The organism is Citrobacter freundii complex sp. CFNIH9 (genome assembly GCF_002903305.1).
In the GTDB taxonomy this organism is placed as follows: domain Bacteria; phylum Pseudomonadota; class Gammaproteobacteria; order Enterobacterales; family Enterobacteriaceae; genus Citrobacter; species Citrobacter portucalensis.
Window position 1 is genome coordinate 4,125,965 of the sequence record NZ_CP026238.1, and the last position, 24,194, is coordinate 4,150,158.

Sequence of the window (24,194 nt, forward strand, 5' to 3'; positions counted from 1 at the left end):
TTGATCCAGATTTTTAAAGAGCAAATATCTCAAACGTGACTCGAAAGTCAGTTTTGAGATACTTCGGTCGGCGACTTTCACTCACACATACCAGCAAGTGGCGTCCCCTAGGGGATTCGAACCCCTGTTACCGCCGTGAAAGGGCGGTGTCCTGGGCCTCTAGACGAAGGGGACACTGAAGTCTCAATCGCAAGACGCCTTGCTATTTACTTTTCATCAGACAATCTGTGTGAGCACTACAAAGGCAGGTTCTTTAAGGTAAGGAGGTGATCCAACCGCAGGTTCCCCTACGGTTACCTTGTTACGACTTCACCCCAGTCATGAATCACAAAGTGGTAAGCGCCCTCCCGAAGGTTAAGCTACCTACTTCTTTTGCAACCCACTCCCATGGTGTGACGGGCGGTGTGTACAAGGCCCGGGAACGTATTCACCGTGGCATTCTGATCCACGATTACTAGCGATTCCGACTTCATGGAGTCGAGTTGCAGACTCCAATCCGGACTACGACATACTTTATGAGGTCCGCTTGCTCTCGCGAGGTCGCTTCTCTTTGTATATGCCATTGTAGCACGTGTGTAGCCCTACTCGTAAGGGCCATGATGACTTGACGTCATCCCCACCTTCCTCCAGTTTATCACTGGCAGTCTCCTTTGAGTTCCCGGCCTAACCGCTGGCAACAAAGGATAAGGGTTGCGCTCGTTGCGGGACTTAACCCAACATTTCACAACACGAGCTGACGACAGCCATGCAGCACCTGTCTCAGAGTTCCCGAAGGCACCAAAGCATCTCTGCTAAGTTCTCTGGATGTCAAGAGTAGGTAAGGTTCTTCGCGTTGCATCGAATTAAACCACATGCTCCACCGCTTGTGCGGGCCCCCGTCAATTCATTTGAGTTTTAACCTTGCGGCCGTACTCCCCAGGCGGTCGACTTAACGCGTTAGCTCCGGAAGCCACGCCTCAAGGGCACAACCTCCAAGTCGACATCGTTTACGGCGTGGACTACCAGGGTATCTAATCCTGTTTGCTCCCCACGCTTTCGCACCTGAGCGTCAGTCTTTGTCCAGGGGGCCGCCTTCGCCACCGGTATTCCTCCAGATCTCTACGCATTTCACCGCTACACCTGGAATTCTACCCCCCTCTACAAGACTCTAGCCTGCCAGTTTCGGATGCAGTTCCCAGGTTGAGCCCGGGGATTTCACATCCGACTTGACAGACCGCCTGCGTGCGCTTTACGCCCAGTAATTCCGATTAACGCTTGCACCCTCCGTATTACCGCGGCTGCTGGCACGGAGTTAGCCGGTGCTTCTTCTGCGAGTAACGTCAATTGCTGTGGTTATTAACCACAACACCTTCCTCCTCGCTGAAAGTACTTTACAACCCGAAGGCCTTCTTCATACACGCGGCATGGCTGCATCAGGCTTGCGCCCATTGTGCAATATTCCCCACTGCTGCCTCCCGTAGGAGTCTGGACCGTGTCTCAGTTCCAGTGTGGCTGGTCATCCTCTCAGACCAGCTAGGGATCGTCGCCTAGGTGAGCCGTTACCCCACCTACTAGCTAATCCCATCTGGGCACATCCGATGGCAAGAGGCCCGAAGGTCCCCCTCTTTGGTCTTGCAACGTTATGCGGTATTAGCTACCGTTTCCAGTAGTTATCCCCCTCCATCGGGCAGTTTCCCAGACATTACTCACCCGTCCGCCACTCGTCACCCAAGGAGCAAGCTCCTCTGTGCTACCGTTCGACTTGCATGTGTTAGGCCTGCCGCCAGCGTTCAATCTGAGCCATGATCAAACTCTTCAATTTAAAAGTTTGATGCTCAATGAATTAAACTTCGTAATGAATTACGTGTTCACTCGTTGAGACTTGGTATTCATTTTTCGTCTTGCGACGTTAAGAATCCGTATCTTCGAGTGCCCACACAGATTGTCTGATAAATTGTTAAAGAGCAGTTGCGACGCGCTTTAGCGCTCTGTCGCGAGGTGGCGTATACTACGCTTTCCTCTTTCAGAGTCAACCTTCATTTTCAGGTTTTTCTCTTCAACCGAACCGGCTGTTTGTGTGAAGTGATTCACATCCGCCGTGTCGATGGAGGCGCATTATAGGGAGTCGACTCAGGAAGACAAGCGGAAAAATGCATTTTTGTTTCAACCGCTCACCTTTTATCCACAACGCTTACTTTTGCTGCTTTTTTATCGCCATTGGCAGGTCTGCCAGACTATTTATGACCAAATCTGCCGCATTTTCTGCTTCCGGCGTGACGGGTTTGCCCGTGCGGACCAATACCTTCGTGCCAACATTCGCAGCTGTCGCCGCCTGCATATCTTCAATTTTGTCGCCTACCATATAAGAAGCGGCCATATCGATATGCAAGAAGTCTCGGGCGGAGATAAACATACCAGGATGCGGTTTACGGCAGTCGCAGACCTGACGATACTCTTCTACAGCACCCTGCGGGTGATGCGGGCAGTAGTAGATGCCATCCAGCTCAACGTCGCGATCGGCCAGCGACCAGTCCATCCATTCGGTCAACGTTTCAAACTGCGCCTCAGTAAATTTACCACGCGCGATACCAGACTGGTTCGTCACGATAATAAGCGCGTAACCCATCTTTTTAAGTTCACGCATGGCATCAATAACGCCGTCGATAAACTCAAACTCGTCGATCTCATGTACATAACCGTGGTCCACATTAATGGTACCGTCACGGTCGAGAAAAATTGCGGGTACAGACTTTGCCACCTTTTATAGCTCCTGAATAAGGCATGTGACTCTAGTATCGCATGTTTCAGCGGGCAAGAAAGTGCTCATCGTGCAAAGCCCGATTGATTTAGACGTCTGGATGCCTTAACATCCATCTTGTTGACGGCTTCGACCGTACCTGACAGACGAAAATGCCACGGCTAACTTAATTACGATAATAAATAACCAATGATTAAACTTTCGAATATCACCAAAGTGTTCCAGCAGGGGACTCGCACCATTCAGGCGCTAAATAATGTCAGCCTGCATGTTCCTGCCGGGCAGATTTATGGCGTTATTGGCGCCTCCGGTGCCGGTAAAAGTACGCTCATCCGCTGCGTTAACCTACTCGAACGCCCTACCGAAGGCAGCGTTCAGGTTGGCGGTCAGGAGCTGACCACGCTTTCTGAGTCGGAGTTGACTAAAGCTCGCCGTCAAATCGGCATGATTTTTCAGCACTTTAACCTGCTCTCTTCCCGTACGGTGTTCGGTAACGTCGCACTACCGCTGGAACTGGATAACACGCCAAAAGAAGAGATCAAACGCCGCGTAACAGAACTGTTGGATTTGGTTGGTCTTGGAGACAAGCACGATAGCTACCCGGCCAACCTTTCCGGTGGACAAAAACAGCGTGTGGCGATCGCCCGTGCGCTGGCAAGTAATCCCAAAGTGTTGCTGTGCGATGAAGCCACCAGCGCACTCGATCCGGCAACGACCCGCTCGATTCTGGAATTATTGAAAGATATTAATCGTCGTCTGGGACTCACCATTCTGCTGATTACTCACGAGATGGACGTTGTAAAACGTATTTGTGACTGCGTGGCGGTCATCAGTAATGGTGAACTGATTGAGCAAGACACCGTTAGTGAAGTGTTCTCACACCCGAAAACGCCGCTGGCACAGAAATTTATCCAGTCCACGCTGCACCTGGATATTCCGGAAGATTATCTGGAACGTTTAAAAGCGGAGCCGGAAGCCGACAGCGTGCCGATGCTGCGTATGGAATTCACCGGTCATTCGGTCGATGCACCGCTACTTTCTGAGACGGCCCGTCGCTTTAATGTGAATAACAACATTATTAGCGCGCAGATGGATTACGCCGGCGGCGTGAAGTTCGGCATCATGCTGACTGAAATGCACGGCACACAGGAAGATACACAAGCAGCCATTAGCTGGTTGCAGGAACACCATGTAAAAGTAGAGGTACTGGGTTATGTCTGAGCCGATGATGTGGCTGCTGGTTCGCGGCGTATGGGAAACGCTGGCAATGACCTTTGTGTCCGGTTTTTTTGGCTTTGTGATTGGTCTGCCGGTCGGCGTGTTGCTGTACGTAACGCGTCCGGGGCAAATTATTGAGAACGCGAAGCTCTACCGTACGCTCTCTGCGCTGGTGAACATTTTCCGTTCCATCCCGTTCATCATCTTACTGGTGTGGATGATTCCGTTCACCCGCATGATCGTAGGCACCTCTATCGGACTGCAGGCAGCTATCGTTCCGCTGACCGTCGGTGCCGCGCCGTTTATCGCCCGTATGGTGGAAAACGCGCTGCTCGAAATCCCGACCGGGCTGATAGAAGCCTCTCGTGCGATGGGCGCCACGCCGCTGCAAATTGTACGTAAGGTATTACTGCCAGAAGCGCTGCCAGGACTGGTCAATGCGGCCACCATCACCCTTATCACGCTGGTTGGTTACTCCGCGATGGGCGGTGCCGTCGGTGCCGGTGGTCTTGGACAGATTGGCTATCAGTACGGCTATATTGGTTACAACGCTACCGTAATGAATACAGTACTGGTATTGCTCGTCGTTCTGGTTTATTTAATTCAGTTATCCGGCGATCGCATCGTCCGGGCTGTCACGCACAAATAACGTTGCACACAACACTAAAAACTCATTAAGAAAAGGAAATAAGCATGGCGTTCAAATTCAAAACCTTTGCGGCAGTTGGAGCCCTGATCGGTTCTCTGGCACTTGTGGGTTGCGGTCAGGATGAAAAAGATCCTAATCACATCAAAGTGGGCGTTATTGTTGGCGCAGAGCAGCAGGTTGCAGAAGTCGCGCAGAAAGTGGCAAAAGAAAAATACGGTCTGGACGTTGAGCTGGTCACGTTTAACGATTACGTTCTGCCTAACGAAGCGCTGAGCAAAGGCGATATCGATGCTAACGCCTTCCAGCACAAACCATACCTGGACCAGCAGATCAAAGATCGTGGTTACAAGCTGGTTGCTGTAGGCAATACTTTTGTTTACCCGATTGCGGGCTACTCCAAAAAAATCAAATCACTGGATGAGCTGCAGGACGGTTCCCAGGTCGCGATTCCAAACGACCCGACTAACCTTGGCCGTTCCTTGCTGCTGCTGCAAAAAGTGGGCTTAATCAAACTGAAAGACGGTGTTGGCCTGCTGCCAACCGCGCTGGACGTGATTGAAAACCCGAAAAACCTGAAGCTGGTTGAACTGGAAGCACCGCAGCTGCCGCGTTCCCTGGACGATGCACAAATCGCACTGGCGGTCATCAACACCACCTACGCCAGCCAGATCGGCCTGACTCCGGCAAAAGACGGTATCTTTGTTGAAGATAAAGATTCCCCGTACGTAAACCTGATTGTAACTCGTGAAGACAATAAAGATGCTGAGAACGTGAAGAAATTCGTTGAAGCATACCAGTCTGACGAAGTGTACGAAGCAGCAAACAAAGTCTTCAACGGCGGTGCTGTTAAGGGCTGGTAATTTTAGGCTGTTTACAGAATCTGTAATATCATCAGGACGGGCGCTTGCCCGTCTTGTCATTTATGCAAGCACCTGATTCAATATCTGACGTTTAGATCATTCATTGAGGAAATATTATGCGTGCTTTACCGATCTGTTTAGTAGCACTCTTGCTGAGCGGCTGTTCTATGTTAAGCAGATCCCCTGTTGAACCCGTTCAAAGCACCGCAACCCCGCCGAAAGCGGAGCCGGAAAAACCGAAAGCACCGCGCGCTACGCCGGTAAGAATCATTACTAACGCTGAAGATTTAGTAGGCAAACCGTTCCGCGATCTTGGCGAAGTTAGCGGTGAATCCTGCCAGGCTTCAAACCAGGATTCCCCTCCGAGCATTCCAACCGCACGCAAACGCATGCAGATTAACGCATCAAAAATGAAAGCTAATGCGGTATTGCTGCACAGTTGCGAAGTGACCAGCGGAACGCCGGGTTGCTATCGTCAGGCGGTTTGCATCGGTTCTGCACTGAACATTTCGGCGAAATGAGCCATTTTCAGTTCGAGCAAATAGGCGTTATCCGCTCACCTTATAAAGAAAAGTTCGCCGTTCCACGCCAGCCCGGTCTGGTGAAAAGCGCCAGCGGTGAACTGCATTTGCTCGCACCTTATAACCAGGCCGATGCCGTTCGCGGCCTGGAAGCCTTCAGTCATTTGTGGGTGATTTTTGTTTTTCACCAGACAATGGAAGGTGGATGGCGTCCGACCGTGCGCCCTCCCCGCCTTGGCGGCAACGCCAGAATGGGTGTCTTTGCCACGCGTTCAACGTTTCGTCCTAACCCTGTTGGCATGTCGTTGGTTGAGCTACGGGGCATCCGTTGCCATAAAGAGCACGTGATCCTCGAACTCGGTGGGCTGGATCTTGTTGATGGCACGCCAGTCGTAGATATAAAACCGTATCTGCCGTTTGCCGAATCGTTACCCGATGCTCGCGCCAGCTATGCTCAGGATGCCCCCCAGGCCAGCGTAGACGTGACGTTCAGTGAAGATCTCGCGGAGCAGCTACCGAAGCTCGAACAACGTTACCCGCATCTTCGTCAGTTTATTGCCGAAGTGCTGGCGCAGGATCCGCGTCCTGCCTACCGTAAAAACGAGGAAGAAGGCAAAACCTACGCCGTCTGGCTGCTGGACTTTAACGTCCGCTGGCGCGTCACGCCGTCAGGATTTGAGGTCTTTGCTCTGGAAGCCCGCTAATTTGCGTCGCGTACTCTTTTGACATCCCTTTCTCGCTGGTAAACTAAACCACTTTTGTTTTGTGCCAGGCTCGTTTTGAGCCTGTTCGATCGTTCAACTGGAACCGTAACAACATGCGTACTAGCCAATATCTGCTCTCCACTCTGAAGGAGACACCTGCCGACGCCGAAGTCATCAGCCACCAGCTGATGCTGCGCGCCGGGATGATCCGCAAGCTGGCCTCCGGGTTATATACCTGGCTGCCGACCGGCGTGCGCGTCCTGAAAAAAGTCGAAAACATCGTGCGTGAAGAGATGAACAACGCCGGTGCGATCGAGGTGTTGATGCCGGTCGTTCAGCCTTCTGAACTGTGGGAAGAGAGCGGCCGTTGGGAACAATACGGCCCGGAACTGCTGCGTATTGCTGACCGTGGCGATCGTTCGTTCGTCCTCGGCCCAACGCATGAAGAAGTGATCACCGACCTGATCCGTAACGAGCTGAGCTCTTACAAACAGCTGCCGCTGAACTTCTATCAGATTCAGACCAAATTCCGTGACGAAGTCCGTCCGCGCTTCGGCGTGATGCGCTCCCGCGAATTCCTGATGAAAGATGCATACTCTTTCCACACCTCTCAGGAATCCCTGCAGGAAACCTACGACGCGATGTACGCTGCGTATAGCAAAATCTTCAGCCGTATGGGGCTGGATTTCCGTGCAGTACAAGCGGATACCGGTTCTATCGGCGGCAGCGCCTCTCACGAATTCCAGGTGCTGGCGCAGAGCGGCGAAGACGATGTGATCTTCTCCGACTCTTCCGACTATGCGGCGAACATCGAATTTGCCGAAGCCGTTGCGCCGAAGGAGCCGCGCGCGGCAGCAACCCAGGAAATGACGCTGGTAGATACGCCGAACGCTAAAACCATCGCCGAACTGGTTGAGCAGTTCAACCTGCCTATCGAAAAAACCGTGAAAACCCTGCTGGTGAAAGCGGTTGAAGGCAGCAGCTACCCGCTGGTCGCCCTGCTGGTTCGTGGCGATCACGAGCTGAACGAAGTCAAAGCGGAAAAACTGCCGCAGGTTGCCAGCCCGCTGACCTTTGCCACCGAAGAAGAAATTCGTGCGCTGGTAAAAGCAGGTCCTGGCTCGCTCGGTCCGGTGAATATGCCAATTCCGGTGGTTATCGACCGTACCGTTGCAGTAATGAGCGATTTCGCTGCCGGTGCCAACATCGACGGTAAACACTATTTCGGTATCAACTGGGATCGCGACGTGGCCACCCCGGAAGTTGCTGACATCCGTAACGTGGTCGCCGGCGACCCTAGCCCGGACGGCAAAGGTACGCTGATGATCAAACGCGGTATCGAAGTCGGCCACATCTTCCAGTTGGGTACCAAGTACTCTGAAGCGATGAAAGCCGCCGTTCAGGGCGAAGATGGCCGTAACCAGACGCTGACTATGGGCTGCTACGGTATCGGGGTCACTCGCGTAGTCGCTGCTGCTATTGAACAGAACTTTGACGATCGTGGCATCGTATGGCCAGATGCCATTGCCCCGTTCCAGGTCGCCATTCTGCCGATGAACATGCACAAATCCTACCGTGTGCAGGAGTTGGCTGAAAAGCTGTACGCTGAGCTGCGCGCGCAGGGTATCGAAGTGCTGATGGACGATCGTAAAGAGCGTCCGGGCGTGATGTTTGCCGATATGGAACTGATCGGTATCCCACACACCATCGTGCTGGGCGACCGTAACCTCGACAACGACGATATCGAATACAAATACCGTCGTAACGGCGAGAAAGAGCTGATTAAAACCGGCGACATCGTCGACTTCCTGGTCAAAGCCATTAAAGGCTAATACCAACAAAAAGGCCCTGATTATCAGGGCCTTTTTTCTATCGATTAATTACACGCTTTACCAGGGATAAATTTCGCGTCTTTATCCGCCATCAACGTTTTCACTTTCTCACCCGTATCCGGGTTTGACTCCAGCGTGAAATGCGCCTCAAGCGTCAGCAGTACGGACTGTCCGTTTTCCGCACGAGCGGCTAAATAGTCGCGTTCAAGCTGAGCGTTATTCGCCACCGGCATCCGTTTACCCGTTGCGCAGTCGGTAAAGATTGCCGCGTCAGCCATATAGAAATACATGCCTCGCATCGGCATTGGCGTCACCGGTAAGCTGGCGGAAACCGGCTGGAGCGTGTAGTTAAACTGTGACTCAATCGGGTTACCTTCACGATCGAGCATTTCCAGCGCCTCGCCTTTAGCCCGGTAGTACGATTTTTCACCTTTACTGTCGGTCAGCACCAGTTTGTCGGCTGTACGCGCCCATGTGCCATAAGAGGCAAACGAAGACGGTTCATCCCGCACGCCCTGATAGCGTTCGTTCATCACCCATGTGCCGTCTTTTTCCAGAAACAGAGAGGTTTCAATCCCTTCGCAGTCCGCGCAAGGTAAGATGCCACGCCAGCTTTGCTGCATCGGTTTTAATTCTGCCGCCCGCGTCGGCTGTAGTACTTCAACTTCAGTACGGTTATTACAGCCGATCAAGGAAAAAAGCGTGCATGCAGCGACCACGGACAATATTGCTGTTTTCACTATCAATTCCTTATTAATTTTTATTCCCGCTCGTCAGTCTTGCGTTCGACGAACTCTCCCACGCAGTGCTTTCACTGTGGATTTTTGCGCCTTCGATGACAACCTGCGCTCTTTCGAGGCGCGCGTAGGGCGAGTTGCCTGTCGGCTTTTTTGCACCGCGGTTAATTCTTTTATCACCGCCACCAGTCGGGAGATTGCCGCTTCCCGATTGAGCTCCTGGCTACGGTATTCCTGCGCCTTAATGATAATAATGCCATCGCCGCTAATCAGATGATGGCTGGCGGCCAGCAGGCGTTCCTTGTAATACTCTGGCAGGCTCGAGGCCCGAATGTCAAAGCGCAAATGGATAGCCGTCGAGGTCTTGTTAACGTGCTGACCACCCGCGCCTTGTGCCCGAATCGCCGTGATTTCCAGCTCATTATCAGGTATAGAGACGTTTCGGGAGAGAACAATCATGAACGCGGCTGCCACGCGGTCAGATGAATTTCCAGATTGTTCTGAGAGTCGGACAGCCAAATAGCGCCGTCCTGAATAGTCGCCTGCAGCGCCATTGTACGACCAGCAAAATCACTCAGTTGCGCCAGCTGTTCATCATCCAGATACCACACGGTGAGATTTTTAAACTGCGCACATTTGTTCTGGTTTTGCTGCCACCAGATCTGAGCCGCACGGCTGTTGTAGGCAAACAGAGCAACCTCACCAGACTGGGTACAGGCTTTCTTGATACGGCGCTCATCCGGCAGACCCAGCTCAATCCAAAGATCGATGCCCAGATGGTCGTTACGCAGCCATGCTTCAGGCTCGTCTTCCGCGCTCAGGCCACGCGTGAACTGCAGCCGTTCATCGGCATATTTAATCCAGGCCAGCAGGCGCAGCATCATGCGCTCCTGGGTTTCAGAGGGGTGACGCGCCAGCGTCAAGGCCGCGTCAAGAAACTGGTTGCGGTCAAGATCCGCTACGTTGACGACGGCTTTATAAATTGTCGCTTTAAGCGCCATGGGAGAACTCCTTTCGAATCAGGCGCACATTGTAGCGAAAACGGCGGCAAAAGGCTGCTAACTGCTCATCTATCAAGGCGCTGATATTGCTTGAATGAGTATGGTATAGTCACCTTGCTAAACAGAGTTTATCTTCGTAGGCTTAGACTTGCATCCACGGTTAAGTCAGAGTGCTGACAGGAGGGCATGTGGAAAAATATTGTGAGTTAATACGCAAGCGGTACGCGGAAATCGCCAGCGGAGACTTAGGGTATATCCCGGATGCGCTGGGTTGCGTATTGAAGGTGCTTAATGAAGTGGCGGCAGACAGCGCCCTTCCAGAGTCGGTCAGGGAAAAAGCGGCCTATGCTGCCGCGAACTTACTGGTGAGCGATTATGTCAATGAATGAAACGTATCAACCCATCAATTGCGATGATTACGACAATCTTGAACTCGCCTGCCAGCACCATTTGTTACTGACGCTGGCGTTAAAAGATGGCGAAGTTTTGCAGGCGAAAGCGAACGACCTGGTTTCACGCAAAAACGTGGAGTATCTGGTCGCAGATGTCGCAGGTGAAACCCGGGAGCTTCGCCTCGACAAAATTGCCAGCTTCAGCCACCCGCAGATCGGTACCGTGGTGGTCAGCGAATCCTGATTATTTTGGTGCCGGATGACGGTGCAAAGCACCTTATCCGGCCTACTTTCCACGCCAAACCAGACTCACGCCTTCTTCATCTTCCGCCGCTCCCTCACGCGTCACGAAAACACCCGCAGCCGCAATCAACGTTTCGCCGTAAAACAGCATCGGTGTGGTATCTCGTCGCCAGGGCGGGATCCCCTGCTCCTGCCAGATTTTCTTTAATTTCCGTCCACCGTTACGCCCGACAATATGCAATAACCCTGGTGCTTTGAAACGAATGCTGACGGCTTCATCCGCTTGCGGCATGCGCAATTCACCCGCAGAAATTAACTGAACCGAACCCAATCCGGCAGGCAGCGCCAACGGTGTTTTCCACTCTAACCATGGGATAACGGTTTCGCTTTGCCCATCGACTGACTTCACCCACCACAGCTGTGACTGATAACGACGGACCTCGTACTCCCCGAGGCGAAAACAGGGTGAGGCATCTTCCCGCGCCAGCGCCACTTCCTGCCAGATACGTTCCAGTCCATCACGAGAAGGCATCGGCGCATTTAACCCCGCCAGCCAGCGACGAAGCAGCGCGGCACGACGCACGTCGCTCATCATCATTAACGGTACCAGTAGCAGTGTGCCGTGGGCTGTGATGCAATCGGCTAAATCGCTGGCCAGCAGTTCATCCAGTAAACTCTCCTGCTCAGCACACAGCGCGGCGCTGCGGGCTACGGCTTGCGCGAAGTGCGGCCAGCGCTGTTGGAGCAATGGGGTAACGCGCAATCTGAGGAAATTGCGATCGTAGGTATCATCCTGATTGCTTTCATCTTCAATCCAGCATAATTCATGCTGCCGCGCCCATGCTTCAAGCGCCTCTCGCGTTTGCGCCAGCAGCGGTCGAATCAGCTGGGTTCCGGCGAACGGTGAGTTTTCGCCCATGGCGGAAAGTCCGGCAGGGCCGCTGCCGCGCTTAAGCGCCAGCAAAAAGGTTTCACACTGGTCATCGAGATGCTGGGCGGTCATCAGCACCTCGCCCGGTAGTAAGGTCTGCGCAAATGCCTGATAGCGCGCTCGTCGCGCCTGAGCTTCGATGCCCAGGCCATCGTCCTCAAGGTGTACCCGCTCAACCACCAGCGGCACCTGCCACTGCATACATACTGACTCACAGTGCTGCACCCAACTGTCTGCATGTGGGCTTAATCCGTGATGAATATGGATTGCGCGTAAAGCGACCTCAGGATGCTGCGCTCGCCACTGCACCAGCTGATGCAGGAGTACGGTTGAGTCCAGCCCGCCGCTAAAGGCGACCAAAATCGATTGAGAATTCAGCAGTGAAGTGTTCAGCGTGAGTGTCGTCATGATGGTTACTTACAATGGCATTGCCCGGCACGTTACCGGGCTAACGCCACAATGACAAGCCTTACAGCTCGTACAGTTCGAGGGGCAATCCGTCCGGATCGTTGAAAAACGTAAAGCGTTTACCGGTAAATGGATCGATACGTATGGATTCACACTTCACGTGGTGTGCTTCCAGATGCGCGATCGACTTTTCCACATCCTCCACGCTGAACGCCAGATGACGCAAACCGCAGGCTTCCGGTCGGCTCGGACGGCAAGGTGGAAACGGGAAAGAAAAAAGCTCAATCACATACTGGCCGTTCAATGCCAGATCGCCTTTCCACGAGTCTCTCTCTTCCCGATAGGCTTCGCTCATCAGTGTAAAGCCAAGCACATCGCAGTAAAATGCCTTACTCGCCGCGTAGTCCGTCGCAATAATGGCAATATGGTGAACCTGTTTTAATCCCAGCATAGCGTCATCGCCTCTTTCATTTTTCTGTCAGCACGTTACTCGTACGTCTTAGGGTCAGGCAAGTCGTTATGCCATTTTTAAGACTCTCACGCGATACACGCCATCCTCGCCCAGTTTAGCGCCATGGATATCGGTTTCAAATCCCGGGTAGCGCTGCCCCACTGAACACAGCATCAGAAGAAAATCGAGGACAGCCCGGCTTTTGGCAGTGATCATTTCCCCGGGCATCAAGAGCGGCACGCCTGGAGGATAAGGCAGGATCATATTGGCGGACACGCGTCCTACCAGTTGATCAAGCGCCACGGTTTCCACCTCACCTTTGATCTGCCGCTGCCAGGCCTGGTGCGGTGTCATTTTCATTTCCGGCAAGGTATCAAATGCCCGCAGCATCAGTCCGGAGAGATCGTGCTGGCGGATCAGCTTATGGATCCCCTGTGCCAGATCCTGAATACGCATATTGCGATAGAAATCGGGATCTTCAGCATACAGATCCGGCAGCATATTTTTCACGCGTAAATTCAGATCGTACGAGCGCTTAAATTCCGTCAGGCCACGTAGCAGCCCCATCGCCCGGGTCTTATCTATGCCAATACTGAACAGGAACAACAGGTTATACGGTCCCGTTTTTTCGACGACGACGCCGCGTTCATCAAGGAATTTCGCCACCAGCGCCGCGGGGATCCCCTCTTCGCTCATATTTCCCTGTTCATCCATTCCCGGCGTCAGAATCGTGACCTTCACCGGGTCGAGGAACATGTGGTCGGCATCAGCATCAACAAATCCGTGCCAGTCTTCACCTGGCGCTACCGGCCAACATTCTGCTTCATCGACCTTTTCCGGCTGCCAGATATCAAAGAACCAGCCATCCGACTCTTCGCGCAGACGCTGCACTTCTTTACGGAAATGCAGCGCCCGTTCCACCGAACGATTGATTAACCGCTTGCCGGAATTACCACGCAGCATTGCCGCCGCCGTTTCTATCGACGCCACAATCGGATAGCTCGGAGACGTGGAGGTGTGCATCATAAAGGCTTCGTTGAACGTGTCTTCATCATAGTCACCCTTAATGTGGATCAGCGAAGCCTGTGACAACGCCGCCAGCATCTTGTGGGTGGACTGTGTTTCAAAAATCACCTTTCCCGGTACCCGTTCGCCGCTCATCCCGCTTTTCCCCTGATAGATCGGATGAAAATGGGTATATGGCACCCAGGCTGAATCAAAATGGATGGAGGGCACATCCAGGGTTTGCTTGATCCAGTTGGTGTTATAAAGCAGCCCGTCATAGGTGGAGTTGGTGATCACCGCGTGTACCGGCCATTGCGCCTGAGTCGTCTCTTCTACCTTACGTTCAATACTTGCATGGGTAAATTCCCGACGGGGTATACCGCCGAGGATCCCCAACGCGTTACGCGTAGGCTTCAACCAGATTGGCACCACATCGCTCATCATCAGCAAATGCGCCAGCGACTTATGGCAGTTGCGGTCAATCAGTAACGTACTGCCTGCAGGCGCAGCATACATGCCGACAATCTTGTTCGATGTCGAGGTGCCGTTGGTCACCATATAGCTCTGTTCGGCACCAAAAGTACGCGCGATGTACTCCTCCGCTTCGAGGTGTGGTCCGGTATGATCAAGCAATGAACCCAGTTCGGTTACGGAAATGGACACGTCGGCTTTCAGCGTATTGCCGCCAAAGAAATCATAGAACAGGCAGCCGACCGGGCTTTTCTGGTACGCCGTACCCGCCATGTGCCCGGGCGTACAGAAGGTATACTTTCCTTCCTTCACATAGGTAAACAGCGCCTTGGTGAACGGAGGCGTGATGTTATCGAGGTATTCGCTGGTGTACTGGCGAATGCGGGTGGCAATGTCTTCAGACTGACCCAGCGCATACTCAAAAAACCACAGCGCCATGCGCAGGTCGTGCGCACTGACATCCATCGTCGAATGGGTATTAATAAAGGCATAGAGCGGGAGATACTCGTTGAGCTGGTTGATGTCACTGCACAGCTCCAGGCTATATTCATCCCAGTCAAAAATGACGCCGCAAATTCGCGGGTTGTGTTCGATAAACTTCAGCAGGTCAACGCTATTCTGCGGCCAGATAATCTGAAATCCCTGCTGTTGCAGCGCACGTTCAAGTTCCTTGATGGGCTCATCTTTATAAAAGACGCCATGCGGTCCCATGATGGCAATGATATTCATGCGTTCCTCCTGGAAAAACCTTAGTTAATCATAGCCTGCCCAAACCACAGGTAAAAAAAAGGGCCACAACGTTGTGGCCCTTTTCGGAATTAATGCAGTTTACGCGTAACCGTAGCTCATCAGACGCTGGTAACGACGGTTTTTCAGATCGTCTTTGCTTAACACGTCGAGATCGGCGAGATCGGCCAGCAGCTGTGCTTTCAGGGACGCAGCCATCACTTCCGGATTGCGGTGTGCGCCGCCTAACGGTTCCGGAATGATAGAGTCGATAAGCTTCAGCTCTTTCAGACGCGGGGCAACAATTCCCATCGCTTCTGCGGCCAGCGGTGCTTTGTCGGCGCTTTTCCACAGAATTGAAGCACAACCTTCCGGGGAGATAACGGAATAGGTGCTGTATTGCAGCATATTCACTTTATCGCCTACACCGATCGCCAGCGCGCCACCGGAACCACCTTCACCGATAACGGTGCAGATTACCGGTACGCTCAGACGCGACATTTCACGCAGGTTGCGCGCGATCGCTTCTGACTGACCACGCTCTTCCGCGCCCACGCCCGGGTAAGCCCCTGGGGTGTCGATGAAGGTAATGATCGGCATGTTGAAACGCTCGGCCATTTCCATCAGACGCAGCGCTTTGCGATAGCCTTCCGGCGCTGGCATGCCGAAATTACGGCGAATCTTTTCTTTGGTCTCACGGCCTTTCTGATGACCAATGATCATCACCGGACGGCCATCCAGACGCGCGATACCGCCGACAATAGCTTTATCATCCGCATAGGCACGATCGCCCGCCAGCTCATCAAATTCATCAAACGCCAGGCGGACATAATCCAGGGTGTACGGACGCTGTGGATGGCGCGCCAGTTGGGCTACCTGCCATGCGCCAAGATCGGCGAAGATTTTACGCGTCAGTTCTACGCTTTTTTCACGCAGGCGATGCACTTCTTCATCGATGTTAATATCCAGTTTCTCATCCTGACGGCTAACCGCAGTCAAAGAATCGATTTTTGCTTCCAGCTCTGCAATCGGCTGTTCAAAATCAAGGAAATTCAGACTCATAGTATTCCTGTATTAGTCAAACTCCAGTTCCACCTGCTCCGAACCAATAAGGCCACGGAGATCGTTTAGCAAACGATCGCTCGGAGAGACACGCCACGTCGCGCCAAAACGCAACCGCGCACGTGCATCCGCCCTCTGATAGTAGAGATGTACTGGAATTGTCCCCGAGCGGTGGGGTTCCAGAGACTGACGGAGTCGGTTTAAAAGCTGGTCATCAATTTGCCTGTCCGTCAGCGAGATAGCAAGCCCGCGAGCATATTTTTCCCGGGCTTCGTCAATATCCATGACTTCACGGGCCATCATTTTAAGCCCGCCGCTGAAGTCATCAAAGCTGACCTGTCCGCTGACGATAAGTATGCGGTCTTTTTCCAGCAATTGCTGGTATTTATCCAGAGCATCGGTAAACAACATAACTTCCAGACGTCCGGAACGGTCATCCAGTGTACAGATGCCGATACGATTGCCGCGCTTGGTGACCATTACCCGCGCAGCAATGACGAGCCCCGCAGCCGTGGTGACTTTACCACGTTCTGTCGGATGCATGTCTTTCAGCCTGTAGCCTCCGACATAGCGCTCAATTTCTTTTAAATACTGGTTGATGGGGTGTCCCGTCAGGTAAAGCCCCAACGTTTCACGCTCACCATCTAATACCACCTGCTCCGGCCACGGTTGGCAACTGGCATAGGATTGTTCAATTTGCTCCGGTTCTTCTGCCAGTACGCCAAACATATCGGCCTGACCGATGGCTTCGGCTTTTGCATGCTGATCGGCGGCTTTTAGCGCATCGTTGAGCGAATTCATCAACGCCGCGCGATGCGGGCCAAGGCGATCAAACGCCCCGGACATGATTAGCTTTTCCAGCACCCGGCGGTTAAGTTTTTTGATATCCGTGCGCGCACAGAGATCAAACAACTCACGGAAGTAACCACCTTCGTTACGCGCCTCAATAATAGCTTCAATTGGTCCTTCACCCACGCCTTTTATCGCGCCGATGCCATAAACAATCTCGCCATCATCATTCACGTGAAAATGGTAAAGACCGGAGTTGATGTCCGGCGGCAGGATTTTGAGCCCCATACGCCAGCATTCATCTACCAGCCCGACCACTTTCTCGGTGTTATCCATATCGGCGGTCATTACCGCCGCCATAAACTCAGCAGGATAATGCGCCTTCAGCCACAGCGTCTGGTAAGAGACCAGCGCATAGGCTGCGGAGTGCGATTTGTTAAATCCGTAACCGGCGAATTTCTCCACCAGGTCAAAGATTTTCATCGCCAGTTCGCCGTCTACGCCGCGCTTTTTCGCCCCTTCTTCAAAGGTGCCGCGCTGCTTAGCCATCTCTTCCGGCTTTTTCTTACCCATCGCACGACGCAGCATATCCGCGCCGCCAAGGGTGTACCCGGACAACTCCTGGGCAATCTGCATAACCTGTTCCTGATACAGGATAATGCCGTAGGTCGGCTCCAGTACCGGTTTCAGACACTCATGCTGCCATTGTACGTCCGGGTAGGAAATCTCTTCGCGACCATGCTTACGGTCGATAAAGTTATCTACCATCCCCGACTGTAGCGGACCTGGGCGGAACAGAGCCACCAGTGCGATCATGTCTTCGAAGCAGTCAGGCTGCAGACGTTTGATCAGGTCTTTCATACCGCGGGATTCAAGCTGGAAGACCGCCGTGGTCTCCGAGCGTTGCAGCATATCGAAGCTTTTCTTGTCATCCAGCGGGATAGCCGCAATATCCAGCGGTGGCTCACCGTTCTTTTCACGGCGCGCGTTGATCATTTCCAGCGCCCAGTTGATGATGGTGAGCGTACGCAGGCCGAGGAAGTCGAACTTCACAAGACCGGCATATTCCACGTCGTTCTTATCAAACTGAGTAACCGGGTGCAGCCCCTGCTCATCGCAGTACAGCGGCGCAAAATCAGTAATTTTTGTCGGTGCGATAACCACACCACCGGCGTGCTTACCAGCGTTACGCGTGACGCCTTCCAGCTTACGCGCCATATCAATCAGCGCTTTAACCTCTTCATCTGCTTCATAGATTTCCGGCAGTTGGGGTTCGGCTTCAAAGGCTTTTGCCAGCGTCATGCCCGGATCGGGCGGCACCAGTTTCGAAATACGGTCAACGAAACCGTACGGATGTCCCAGCACGCGGCCCACGTCGCGGATAACCGCTTTTGCAGCCATCGTACCAAAGGTAATAATCTGCGAAACCGCATCACGACCGTACATTTCCGCCACGTGCTCGATAACCTGGTCGCGTTTCTCCATACAGAAGTCAACGTCGAAGTCGGGCATTGAGACACGTTCCGGGTTAAGGAAACGTTCGAACAGCAGGTCAAATTCCAGCGGATCGAGATCGGTAATTTTCAGCGCATAGGCGACAAGTGAGCCAGCGCCGGAACCACGTCCCGGGCCCACCGGTACGCCGTTATCTTTCGACCACTGGATAAATTCCATAACGATCAGGAAGTAGCCAGGGAATCCCATCTGGTTGATAACTTTAAGTTCAACTTCCAGACGTTCATCGTAAGGCGGGCGCTTCTGCGCACGAACTTCAGGGTCAGGGAACAAAAATTCGAGACGTTCTTCCAGCCCTTCGCGTGATTTCGCCACGAGGAAATCCTCGGTGGTCATATCGCCGGTCGGGAACTGCGGCAGGAAGTATTCGCCCAGACGCACCGTCACGTTGCAGCGTTTGGCTATCTCGACGGTGTTTTGCAGCGCTTCCGGAATATCGGAGAACAGCTCGCACATCTCATCTTCGCTGCGCATGTACTGCTGCGGCGAATAGTTACGCGGGCGTTTCGGGTCATCAAGGGTGAACCCGTCGTGGATTGCTACGCGGATTTCATGCGCGTCGAAATCTCCGGTTTCCAGGAAGCGGACATCGTTAGTCGCCACCACCGGTAGACCACGCGTTTCGGCCAGTGCTACGGCTGCATGCAGATAATTTTCTTCATCTTGCCTGCCGGTGCGAATCAGTTCGAGGAAATAGCAATTGGGAAAATGTTCTTCGTAAAACGCCACGCACTCGTCAACCAGTGCGCTATTGCCGCGCAGCAGGCTGCGTCCGACATCGCCCATGCGACCGCCGGAGAGCAAAATCAAACCTTCTTTTAGCTCAACCAACCAGTCCCGGTCGATAACCGGTCCTTCTGCGCCATAGCCGCGCTGATAGGCTTTCGAAATCAACAACGTCAGGTTCTGATAGCCGGTATTATTTGCGGCCAGCACGGTGAGTTGCGTGAGTTCATCGCCCAACAGCTCACTGCGGACATGAAAATCTGCGCCAACTATCGGCTTGATACCCGCGCCGTGGCCCGCTCCGTAAAACTTCACCAGACCACACAGGTTGGTAAAATCGGTGATCGCCAGCGCAGGCATGCCTAACGCGGCCGCCTTTTTCACCAGCGGCCCGGTTTTCGCCAGCCCATCGATCATGGAGTAGTCGCTGTGCACCCGTAGGTGGACGAAACGTGGTTCAGACATCTTCAGATTCCTTCGACACAAGAATCAGGACGAGAGTCCCAGTGCGCGTTTGACGGGGCCAAAGCTGCGGCGATGGTGCTCAGTCGCACCATGCAGTGCCAATTTTTCCAGATGAAATGCGGTTGGATAGCCTTTGTGCTGTGCAAAACCATACTGTGGAAAAACCGTATCCAGCGCCGCCATTTCAGCGTCACGGGTCACTTTTGCCAGAATCGATGCGGCGCTAATCTCCGCCACGCGGCTATCACCTTTGACCACCGCCATCGACGGTACCGGTAATGCCGGGCAACGATTGCCGTCAATCAGCACGTATTCAGGCGCAATATGCAGACCCGCAACCGCACGCTGCATGGCCAGCATGGTGGCATGCAAAATGTTCAGCTCGTCGATTTCATGCGGTTCCGCCCGACCCAGGCTCCAGCTTAACGCTTTTTCTTTAATTTCATCAAACAGCGCCAGGCGACGTTTTTCTGACAGTTTTTTTGAGTCGTTAAGACCGATAATAGGGCGAGCCGGATCCAGAATGACGGCAGCTGTGACGACTGCGCCAACCAAAGGGCCGCGCCCGACTTCATCCACACCCGCTACTAAATGCGTATGCGGATACACAAATTCAATCATTGCGCTAACTCCAGGACCGCATCCGCTGCCTGCTCATCAGCATTGCAACGGATCTGCTGGTGCAGTTCACGGAATGTGTCGTGCATCGCATGGCTGGTTTTACCATTTGCCAGCAACGGCAACAGCGCTTGCGACAACGCCTGCGGTTCACACTCTTCCTGCAACAGCTCTTTAACCAGTTCTCTTCCCGCCAGCAGGTTAGGTAGCGAAACGTAATCCGTTTTCACCAGGCGCTTCGCCAGCCAAAAGGTGAAGGGTTTCATACGGTAGCCAACCACCATCGGGCATTTTGCCAGCATACATTCCAGCGCGGCGGTACCTGAAGCCAGCAGTGCGGCATCGCTGGCCACCATTGCTTCACGTCCCATCCCATTGAGCAGATGTACAGAAAGCTCCGGTGCAACTTCCGCTTTAATGCGTTCAAACTGCTCGCGACGTTTGGCATTCACCAACGGCACCACCACTTCGAGATCCGGATAAGGCTGGCGTAATAGCTGCGCCGTTTTCAGAAAATCGGCGCTGAGCATCTCCACTTCTGCACCGCGGCTTCCTGGCAATAGCGCCAGGCAGTGAGCGTCATGAGGAATGCCCAGAACATCACGTGCCGCATTTTTATCCGGGTCCAACGGCATGGCATCCGCCATGGTATGACCGATAAAGCGGCACGGGACGTTAAATTTGTCATAAAACGCTTTTTCGAAAGGCAGAAAGGCCAGCACCATGTTGGTGGATCTGCCTATTTTGAAAACGCGTTTCTGTCGCCACGCCCAGACGGACGGACTGACATAATGAATGGTTTTAATGCCCTGTTTTTTCAAGTTCCCTTCGAGGGTAATATTGAAATCAGGCGCATCAATGCCGACGAAAACATCCGGCTTTAAGTCGGTGAATCGGCGAGTGAGGTCGGCACGAATATGCAGTAAACGGCGCAGGCGTCCGAGCACTTCAACAATGCCCATGACCGCCAGCTCTTCCATTTCGTACCAGGCTTCACAACCTTCGGCCTGCATCAGCGGACCCGCCACGCCAACAAAACGCGCATTGGGAACGCGAGCCTTGAGTGCACGGATTAACCCTGCACCAAGAATATCGCCGGAGGTTTCTCCGGCGACGAGGGCAATCGTTAAAGGACGCTGTTCAGTCATTAACGAATCAGGCCACGCGTTGAGCGCTCAAAGAAGTCGCTGAAAGCCTGAACTTCGGGGTACTGTTTCGCCAGTTCCGCGATTTCTGGTTTCACTTCTTCCAGCGTTTTACCGCTACGGTACAACGCTTTGTAGGCGTTACGAATCGCGGTAATCGCTTCGCGGGTGAATCCACGACGCTTCAGACCTTCGATATTGACGCCAAACGGCGTCGCGTGGTTGCCCTGGGCGATAACGTACGGAGGCACGTCCTGGGCTACACCAGAACAGCCGCCAACCATCACATGTGCACCGATGATGCAGAACTGATGCACCGCAGTCATGCCGCCGATGATAACAAAATCATCAAGCGAAACATGTCCGGCAAGCGTGGCGTTATTCGCCAGAATACAGCGGTTGCCTACCGTACAATCATGCGCGACGTGCGCATTAATCATCAGTAAGTTATCGCTGCCCACCTTCGTCACTCCACCGCCCTGCACTGTGCCACGATGAATGGTGACGCTTTCGCGGATGCGGTTGCGATCGCCAATTTCCACACGGGTCGGTTCACCAGCATATTTAAGATCCTGGTTAACTTCACCGATGGAGGCAAACTGATAGATCTCGTTATCGCGACCAATTTTTGTATGGCCATTCACGACAACGTGAGACTTCAGTACGGTACCCTCACCAATTTCAACATGGGGTCCAACAATACAAAATGGGCCAATGTGAGCATTGGCACCAATGCTGGCGCCCTCTTCTACAATGGCGGTCGGGTGAATAAAGGCGGATTTATCAATCACGTATCAGGCCTCCCGGCTACGGGCACACATCATCGTTGCTTCGCACACAACTTTACCGTCGACCAGCGCAACCCCTTTAAAACGGGTCAGGCCACGGCGCGTTTTCTCGAAAGTCACTTCCATGATCATCTGATCGCCAGGCACGACAGGACGCTTAAAGCGTGCTTCATCAATACCAGCGAAATAATACAGTTCGCCTGGTTCCAGTTTTCCTACGCTTTTAAACGCGAGGATACCGGTAGCCTGTGCCATCGCTTCCAGAATCAATACGCCAGGGAAAATAGGTTTACCCGGGAAGTGGCCCTGAAAGAAAGGCTCGTTAACGGATACATTTTTCACTGCGCGCAGAAAACGACCTTCTTCAAAATCCAGCACGCGGTCAACCAGCAGAAACGGAAAACGGTGCGGCAGAAGTTCTAAAATCTCTTCAATATGCAGAGTATGAGTGTTAGTAGTCAAAATACTCTTCCTGTCAAAATATACTAAAAGGCAATAATAACACGGCCTGTCGCAATCGTATGAATGGGACAGGCCGAAAAGTCAGACATGCAAAAACGGTGCTTTAGTCTTGTTGATTAACCTTGCGCTCAATCGCTTTGAGGCGCTTGCTCATATCATCAATATTCATCACCAGTGCAGCTGTTTTACGCCATACCTTGTTGGGTTGTAGCGGAATGCCTGAGGAGTAGACGCCAGGTTCAGTGATAGGACGCATCACCATACCCATGCCAGTTACCGTAACTTTGTCGCATATTTCCATATGCCCATTGATCACGCTGGCACCGCCAATCATGCAATAACGGCCAATCTTCAGGCTACCCGCCATAATGACGCCACCGGCTACCGCCGTATTGTCGCCAATCACAACGTTATGCGCAATCTGGCACTGGTTATCAATGATAACACCATTACCGATCACAGTATCGTCCAGAGCACCACGGTCAATGGTGGTACAAGCGCCGATCTCGACGCGATCGCCGATAATCACGCGACCAAGCTGGGGGATCTTCACCCAGTTACCACGATCGTTCGCGTAACCAAATCCATCAGATCCAACGACAGTGCTGGACTGGATCAGGCAATTTTCACCGATCTGGATGTCGTGGTAAATCGTCACATTCGCCCACAAGCGTGAACCTGCACCGATTTTGGTATTTTTTCCGACGAAGCAACCTGCACCGATAACCACGTTATCGCCCAGTTCTACGCCAGACTCAATGACCGCATTTGCGCCCACAGAGACATTATTACCCAGCTTCGCCGTTGCATCGATCACTGCACTGGGTGCAATGTTCTGTGCAGGCTGAGGCGTGGTATCTAAAATTTGCGCCATACGTGCATAGGTCAGGTAGGGATTCTTCACTACCAGCGCCGCACTCTTAGCAAAAGGAAGATCGTCCTGCGTCATCACAACGGCAGACGCCTGGCATACGCCTAAATGTTCACGGTATTTAGGATTCACCATGAACGTGATATTGCCAGTTTGCGCAGATTGCATGGACGCTACGCCGGTGATGACGATATCGCCATCACCGTGTAATTCTGCATCCAACTGCTCTGCTAAATCAGCCAGTCGAATTGAAGGCATTACTTATTTAACCTGTTTCAGTACGTCAGCGGTGATGTCTTTTACATCGCTGCTGTTGTATGCAACGGTGTTTGCGTCAACGACCAGATCAATGCTCTGGCTGCTGGCAACAGATTTCACAGCTGTCTGGATACGAGTAACCAGTTTGCCACGTTCTTCGTTGGAACGACGTGCACGATCCTGCTCGAAAGCCTGAGCTTTCTGAGAGAAAGTCTGGCGCTGAGCCATGACGTCTTTTTCCAGCTTGGTACGATCGCTACCTGCTTTCATTGATTGCAGACGCTGCATTTTAGATTGCAGATCGGATTCCATACGCTGCAGTTCGCTGGCACGGCCTTTGAACTCGTTTTCCAGCGTAGCAGAAACACCCGTCTTCTGTGCAACCTGTTGGAACAGGCTACCCATATTGACGATTGCAATTTTGTCAGCAGCCTGTGCGGACGTTGCCATCGCTAAACCGAGACCTGCAGCTAATAACCACTTTTTCACAATTAACTCCTTACCATCCCATTTGCACCCGAAGGTGCAGTTCTTTGCGTGGCCAGGCGATCCCATGCAAGATCGCCTAAAGTCATCGCTACACTACCACTACATTCCTTTGCGAAGAAC

Annotated in this window: 23 protein-coding genes, 1 tRNA gene and 1 rRNA gene; 8 read left to right on the forward strand and 17 right to left on the reverse strand. The window is 52.9% G+C overall.

Features of this window, described 5'->3' with window-relative positions; genetic code table 11:
* Positions 1–98: 98 nt before the first annotated feature.
* The 3 genes from C2U43_RS20990 to gmhB all read right to left on the reverse strand — a co-directional run bounded on the left by C2U43_RS20990 (position 99) and on the right by gmhB (position 2,737).
* Positions 99–174 (reverse strand) — tRNA-Glu (locus C2U43_RS20990).
* 85 nt (positions 175–259) lie between these two features.
* Positions 260–1,801, reverse strand: a 16S ribosomal RNA gene (locus C2U43_RS20995).
* Between the two features lie 369 nt (positions 1,802–2,170).
* Positions 2,171–2,737, reverse strand: coding sequence for a D-glycero-beta-D-manno-heptose 1,7-bisphosphate 7-phosphatase (gmhB, locus tag C2U43_RS21005; RefSeq protein ID WP_103285736.1), 567 nt, complete (start codon positions 2,735–2,737; stop codon positions 2,171–2,173).
* A 189-nt stretch (positions 2,738–2,926) separates the two neighbouring features.
* Between gmhB and metN the strand changes: the two genes are divergently transcribed.
* The 6 genes from metN (at position 2,927) to proS (ending at position 8,521) form a co-directional block, all read left to right on the forward strand.
* On the forward strand, positions 2,927–3,958 hold the full coding sequence (gene metN, locus C2U43_RS21010; protein ID WP_003829140.1) for a methionine ABC transporter ATP-binding protein MetN: 1,032 nt from the start codon (positions 2,927–2,929) through the stop codon (positions 3,956–3,958).
* Positions 3,951–4,604: a methionine ABC transporter permease MetI gene (locus C2U43_RS21015; RefSeq protein WP_003018471.1), complete on the forward strand. Its 654-nt coding sequence runs from the start codon at positions 3,951–3,953 to the stop codon at positions 4,602–4,604. Before metN ends, C2U43_RS21015 begins: the two co-directional genes overlap by 8 nt.
* 44 nt (positions 4,605–4,648) lie before the next feature.
* Positions 4,649–5,464, forward strand: a complete 816-nt coding sequence (gene metQ, locus C2U43_RS21020) for a methionine ABC transporter substrate-binding lipoprotein MetQ (protein ID WP_003829145.1) — start codon at positions 4,649–4,651, stop codon at positions 5,462–5,464.
* A gap of 116 nt (positions 5,465–5,580) precedes the next feature.
* On the forward strand, positions 5,581–5,985 hold the full coding sequence (gene rcsF, locus C2U43_RS21025; RefSeq protein WP_003018477.1) for an Rcs stress response system protein RcsF: 405 nt from the start codon (positions 5,581–5,583) through the stop codon (positions 5,983–5,985).
* Positions 5,982–6,689: a tRNA (N6-threonylcarbamoyladenosine(37)-N6)-methyltransferase TrmO gene (gene tsaA / locus C2U43_RS21030; protein ID WP_003829147.1), complete on the forward strand. Its 708-nt coding sequence runs from the start codon at positions 5,982–5,984 to the stop codon at positions 6,687–6,689. The genes rcsF and tsaA overlap by 4 nt, the downstream gene beginning before the upstream one ends.
* A 113-nt stretch (positions 6,690–6,802) precedes the next feature.
* Positions 6,803–8,521, forward strand: a complete 1,719-nt coding sequence (gene proS, locus C2U43_RS21035; RefSeq protein WP_003829149.1) for a proline--tRNA ligase — start codon at positions 6,803–6,805, stop codon at positions 8,519–8,521.
* Positions 8,522–8,565: 44 nt separating this feature from the next.
* Here proS and nlpE read toward each other — a convergent pair whose 3' ends face one another.
* From nlpE to C2U43_RS21050, 3 genes are read right to left on the reverse strand one after another with little or no spacing between them, the layout of a single operon-like run.
* Positions 8,566–9,264, reverse strand: coding sequence for an envelope stress response activation lipoprotein NlpE (nlpE, locus tag C2U43_RS21040; protein WP_085951559.1), 699 nt, complete (start codon positions 9,262–9,264; stop codon positions 8,566–8,568).
* A gap of 30 nt (positions 9,265–9,294) precedes the next feature.
* Complete coding sequence (gene arfB / locus C2U43_RS21045; RefSeq protein WP_032942412.1) at positions 9,295–9,717, reverse strand: alternative ribosome rescue aminoacyl-tRNA hydrolase ArfB; 423 nt, start codon at positions 9,715–9,717, stop codon at positions 9,295–9,297.
* Entirely contained in the window at positions 9,714–10,259 is a 546-nt protein-coding gene (locus C2U43_RS21050; RefSeq protein ID WP_003018497.1) for a YaeQ family protein, read from the reverse strand. The genes arfB and C2U43_RS21050 overlap by 4 nt, the downstream gene beginning before the upstream one ends.
* A 188-nt stretch (positions 10,260–10,447) precedes the next feature.
* Here C2U43_RS21050 and C2U43_RS21055 point away from each other — a divergent pair, with 188 nt between their 5' ends.
* Together C2U43_RS21055 and rof are read left to right on the forward strand one after the other, a co-directional pair.
* Positions 10,448–10,648 carry a YaeP family protein gene (locus C2U43_RS21055; RefSeq protein WP_003018499.1) on the forward strand — a complete coding sequence of 67 codons (201 nt, stop codon included), beginning with the start codon at positions 10,448–10,450 and terminating at the stop codon, positions 10,646–10,648.
* Complete coding sequence (gene rof, locus C2U43_RS21060; RefSeq protein ID WP_003018503.1) at positions 10,635–10,895, forward strand: Rho-binding antiterminator; 261 nt, start codon at positions 10,635–10,637, stop codon at positions 10,893–10,895. Before C2U43_RS21055 ends, rof begins: the two co-directional genes overlap by 14 nt.
* A gap of 42 nt (positions 10,896–10,937) precedes the next feature.
* Here rof and tilS read toward each other — a convergent pair whose 3' ends face one another.
* The 11 genes from tilS to skp all read right to left on the reverse strand — a co-directional run bounded on the left by tilS (position 10,938) and on the right by skp (position 24,074).
* Positions 10,938–12,233: a tRNA lysidine(34) synthetase TilS gene (gene tilS / locus C2U43_RS21065; RefSeq protein WP_060682718.1), complete on the reverse strand. Its 1,296-nt coding sequence runs from the start codon at positions 12,231–12,233 to the stop codon at positions 10,938–10,940.
* Positions 12,234–12,294: 61 nt separating this feature from the next.
* Positions 12,295–12,684: a VOC family protein gene (locus C2U43_RS21070; RefSeq protein WP_003829160.1), complete on the reverse strand. Its 390-nt coding sequence runs from the start codon at positions 12,682–12,684 to the stop codon at positions 12,295–12,297.
* A 66-nt stretch (positions 12,685–12,750) separates the two neighbouring features.
* The gene (gene ldcC, locus C2U43_RS21075; RefSeq protein ID WP_100271477.1) at positions 12,751–14,889 is read right to left on the reverse strand and encodes a lysine decarboxylase LdcC; all 2,139 of its coding nucleotides are present in this window, start codon (positions 14,887–14,889) and stop codon (positions 12,751–12,753) included.
* 99 nt (positions 14,890–14,988) lie between these two features.
* Positions 14,989–15,948, reverse strand: coding sequence for an acetyl-CoA carboxylase carboxyl transferase subunit alpha (accA, locus tag C2U43_RS21080; protein WP_003829164.1), 960 nt, complete (start codon positions 15,946–15,948; stop codon positions 14,989–14,991).
* Between the two features lie 12 nt (positions 15,949–15,960).
* Entirely contained in the window at positions 15,961–19,443 is a 3,483-nt protein-coding gene (gene dnaE / locus C2U43_RS21085) for a DNA polymerase III subunit alpha (RefSeq protein WP_008786271.1), read from the reverse strand.
* A 24-nt stretch (positions 19,444–19,467) separates the two neighbouring features.
* Positions 19,468–20,064 carry a ribonuclease HII gene (gene rnhB / locus C2U43_RS21090; RefSeq protein ID WP_003018518.1) on the reverse strand — a complete coding sequence of 199 codons (597 nt, stop codon included), beginning with the start codon at positions 20,062–20,064 and terminating at the stop codon, positions 19,468–19,470.
* Positions 20,061–21,209, reverse strand: coding sequence for a lipid-A-disaccharide synthase (gene lpxB / locus C2U43_RS21095; protein ID WP_103285737.1), 1,149 nt, complete (start codon positions 21,207–21,209; stop codon positions 20,061–20,063). The genes rnhB and lpxB overlap by 4 nt, the downstream gene beginning before the upstream one ends.
* Positions 21,209–21,997, reverse strand: coding sequence for an acyl-ACP--UDP-N-acetylglucosamine O-acyltransferase (gene lpxA / locus C2U43_RS21100; RefSeq protein WP_003018525.1), 789 nt, complete (start codon positions 21,995–21,997; stop codon positions 21,209–21,211). Before lpxA ends, lpxB begins: the two co-directional genes overlap by 1 nt.
* A gap of 3 nt (positions 21,998–22,000) precedes the next feature.
* Entirely contained in the window at positions 22,001–22,456 is a 456-nt protein-coding gene (gene fabZ, locus C2U43_RS21105; RefSeq protein ID WP_003018528.1) for a 3-hydroxyacyl-ACP dehydratase FabZ, read from the reverse strand.
* Positions 22,457–22,559: 103 nt separating this feature from the next.
* Complete coding sequence (gene lpxD / locus C2U43_RS21110; protein WP_003018531.1) at positions 22,560–23,585, reverse strand: UDP-3-O-(3-hydroxymyristoyl)glucosamine N-acyltransferase; 1,026 nt, start codon at positions 23,583–23,585, stop codon at positions 22,560–22,562.
* Positions 23,586–23,588: 3 nt separating this feature from the next.
* Positions 23,589–24,074 (reverse strand): molecular chaperone Skp, encoded by a 486-nt coding sequence (gene skp, locus C2U43_RS21115; protein WP_003018533.1) that lies wholly within the window; start codon positions 24,072–24,074, stop codon positions 23,589–23,591.
* Positions 24,075–24,194 lie beyond the last annotated feature (120 nt).

Excerpts from the sequence above, each read along its gene's own strand:
- metN (WP_003829140.1), top strand. The coding sequence starts at position 2,927 with ATGATTAAACTTTCGAATATCACCAAAGTGTTCCAGCAGGGGACTCGC.
- C2U43_RS21015 (WP_003018471.1), top strand. The coding sequence starts at position 3,951 with ATGTCTGAGCCGATGATGTGGCTGCTGGTTCGCGGCGTATGGGAAACG.
- metQ (WP_003829145.1), top strand. The coding sequence starts at position 4,649 with ATGGCGTTCAAATTCAAAACCTTTGCGGCAGTTGGAGCCCTGATCGGT.
- rcsF (WP_003018477.1), top strand. The coding sequence starts at position 5,581 with ATGCGTGCTTTACCGATCTGTTTAGTAGCACTCTTGCTGAGCGGCTGT.
- tsaA (WP_003829147.1), top strand. The coding sequence starts at position 5,982 with ATGAGCCATTTTCAGTTCGAGCAAATAGGCGTTATCCGCTCACCTTAT.
- proS (WP_003829149.1), top strand. The coding sequence starts at position 6,803 with ATGCGTACTAGCCAATATCTGCTCTCCACTCTGAAGGAGACACCTGCC.
- arfB (WP_032942412.1), bottom strand. The coding sequence starts at position 9,717 with ATGATTGTTCTCTCCCGAAACGTCTCTATACCTGATAATGAGCTGGAA.
- C2U43_RS21050 (WP_003018497.1), bottom strand. The coding sequence starts at position 10,259 with ATGGCGCTTAAAGCGACAATTTATAAAGCCGTCGTCAACGTAGCGGAT.
- rof (WP_003018503.1), top strand. The coding sequence starts at position 10,635 with ATGTCAATGAATGAAACGTATCAACCCATCAATTGCGATGATTACGAC.
- tilS (WP_060682718.1), bottom strand. The coding sequence starts at position 12,233 with ATGACGACACTCACGCTGAACACTTCACTGCTGAATTCTCAATCGATT.
- C2U43_RS21070 (WP_003829160.1), bottom strand. The coding sequence starts at position 12,684 with ATGCTGGGATTAAAACAGGTTCACCATATTGCCATTATTGCGACGGAC.
- ldcC (WP_100271477.1), bottom strand. The coding sequence starts at position 14,889 with ATGAATATCATTGCCATCATGGGACCGCATGGCGTCTTTTATAAAGAT.
- accA (WP_003829164.1), bottom strand. The coding sequence starts at position 15,948 with ATGAGTCTGAATTTCCTTGATTTTGAACAGCCGATTGCAGAGCTGGAA.
- dnaE (WP_008786271.1), bottom strand. The coding sequence starts at position 19,443 with ATGTCTGAACCACGTTTCGTCCACCTACGGGTGCACAGCGACTACTCC.
- rnhB (WP_003018518.1), bottom strand. The coding sequence starts at position 20,064 with ATGATTGAATTTGTGTATCCGCATACGCATTTAGTAGCGGGTGTGGAT.
- lpxB (WP_103285737.1), bottom strand. The coding sequence starts at position 21,209 with ATGACTGAACAGCGTCCTTTAACGATTGCCCTCGTCGCCGGAGAAACC.
- lpxD (WP_003018531.1), bottom strand. The coding sequence starts at position 23,585 with ATGCCTTCAATTCGACTGGCTGATTTAGCAGAGCAGTTGGATGCAGAA.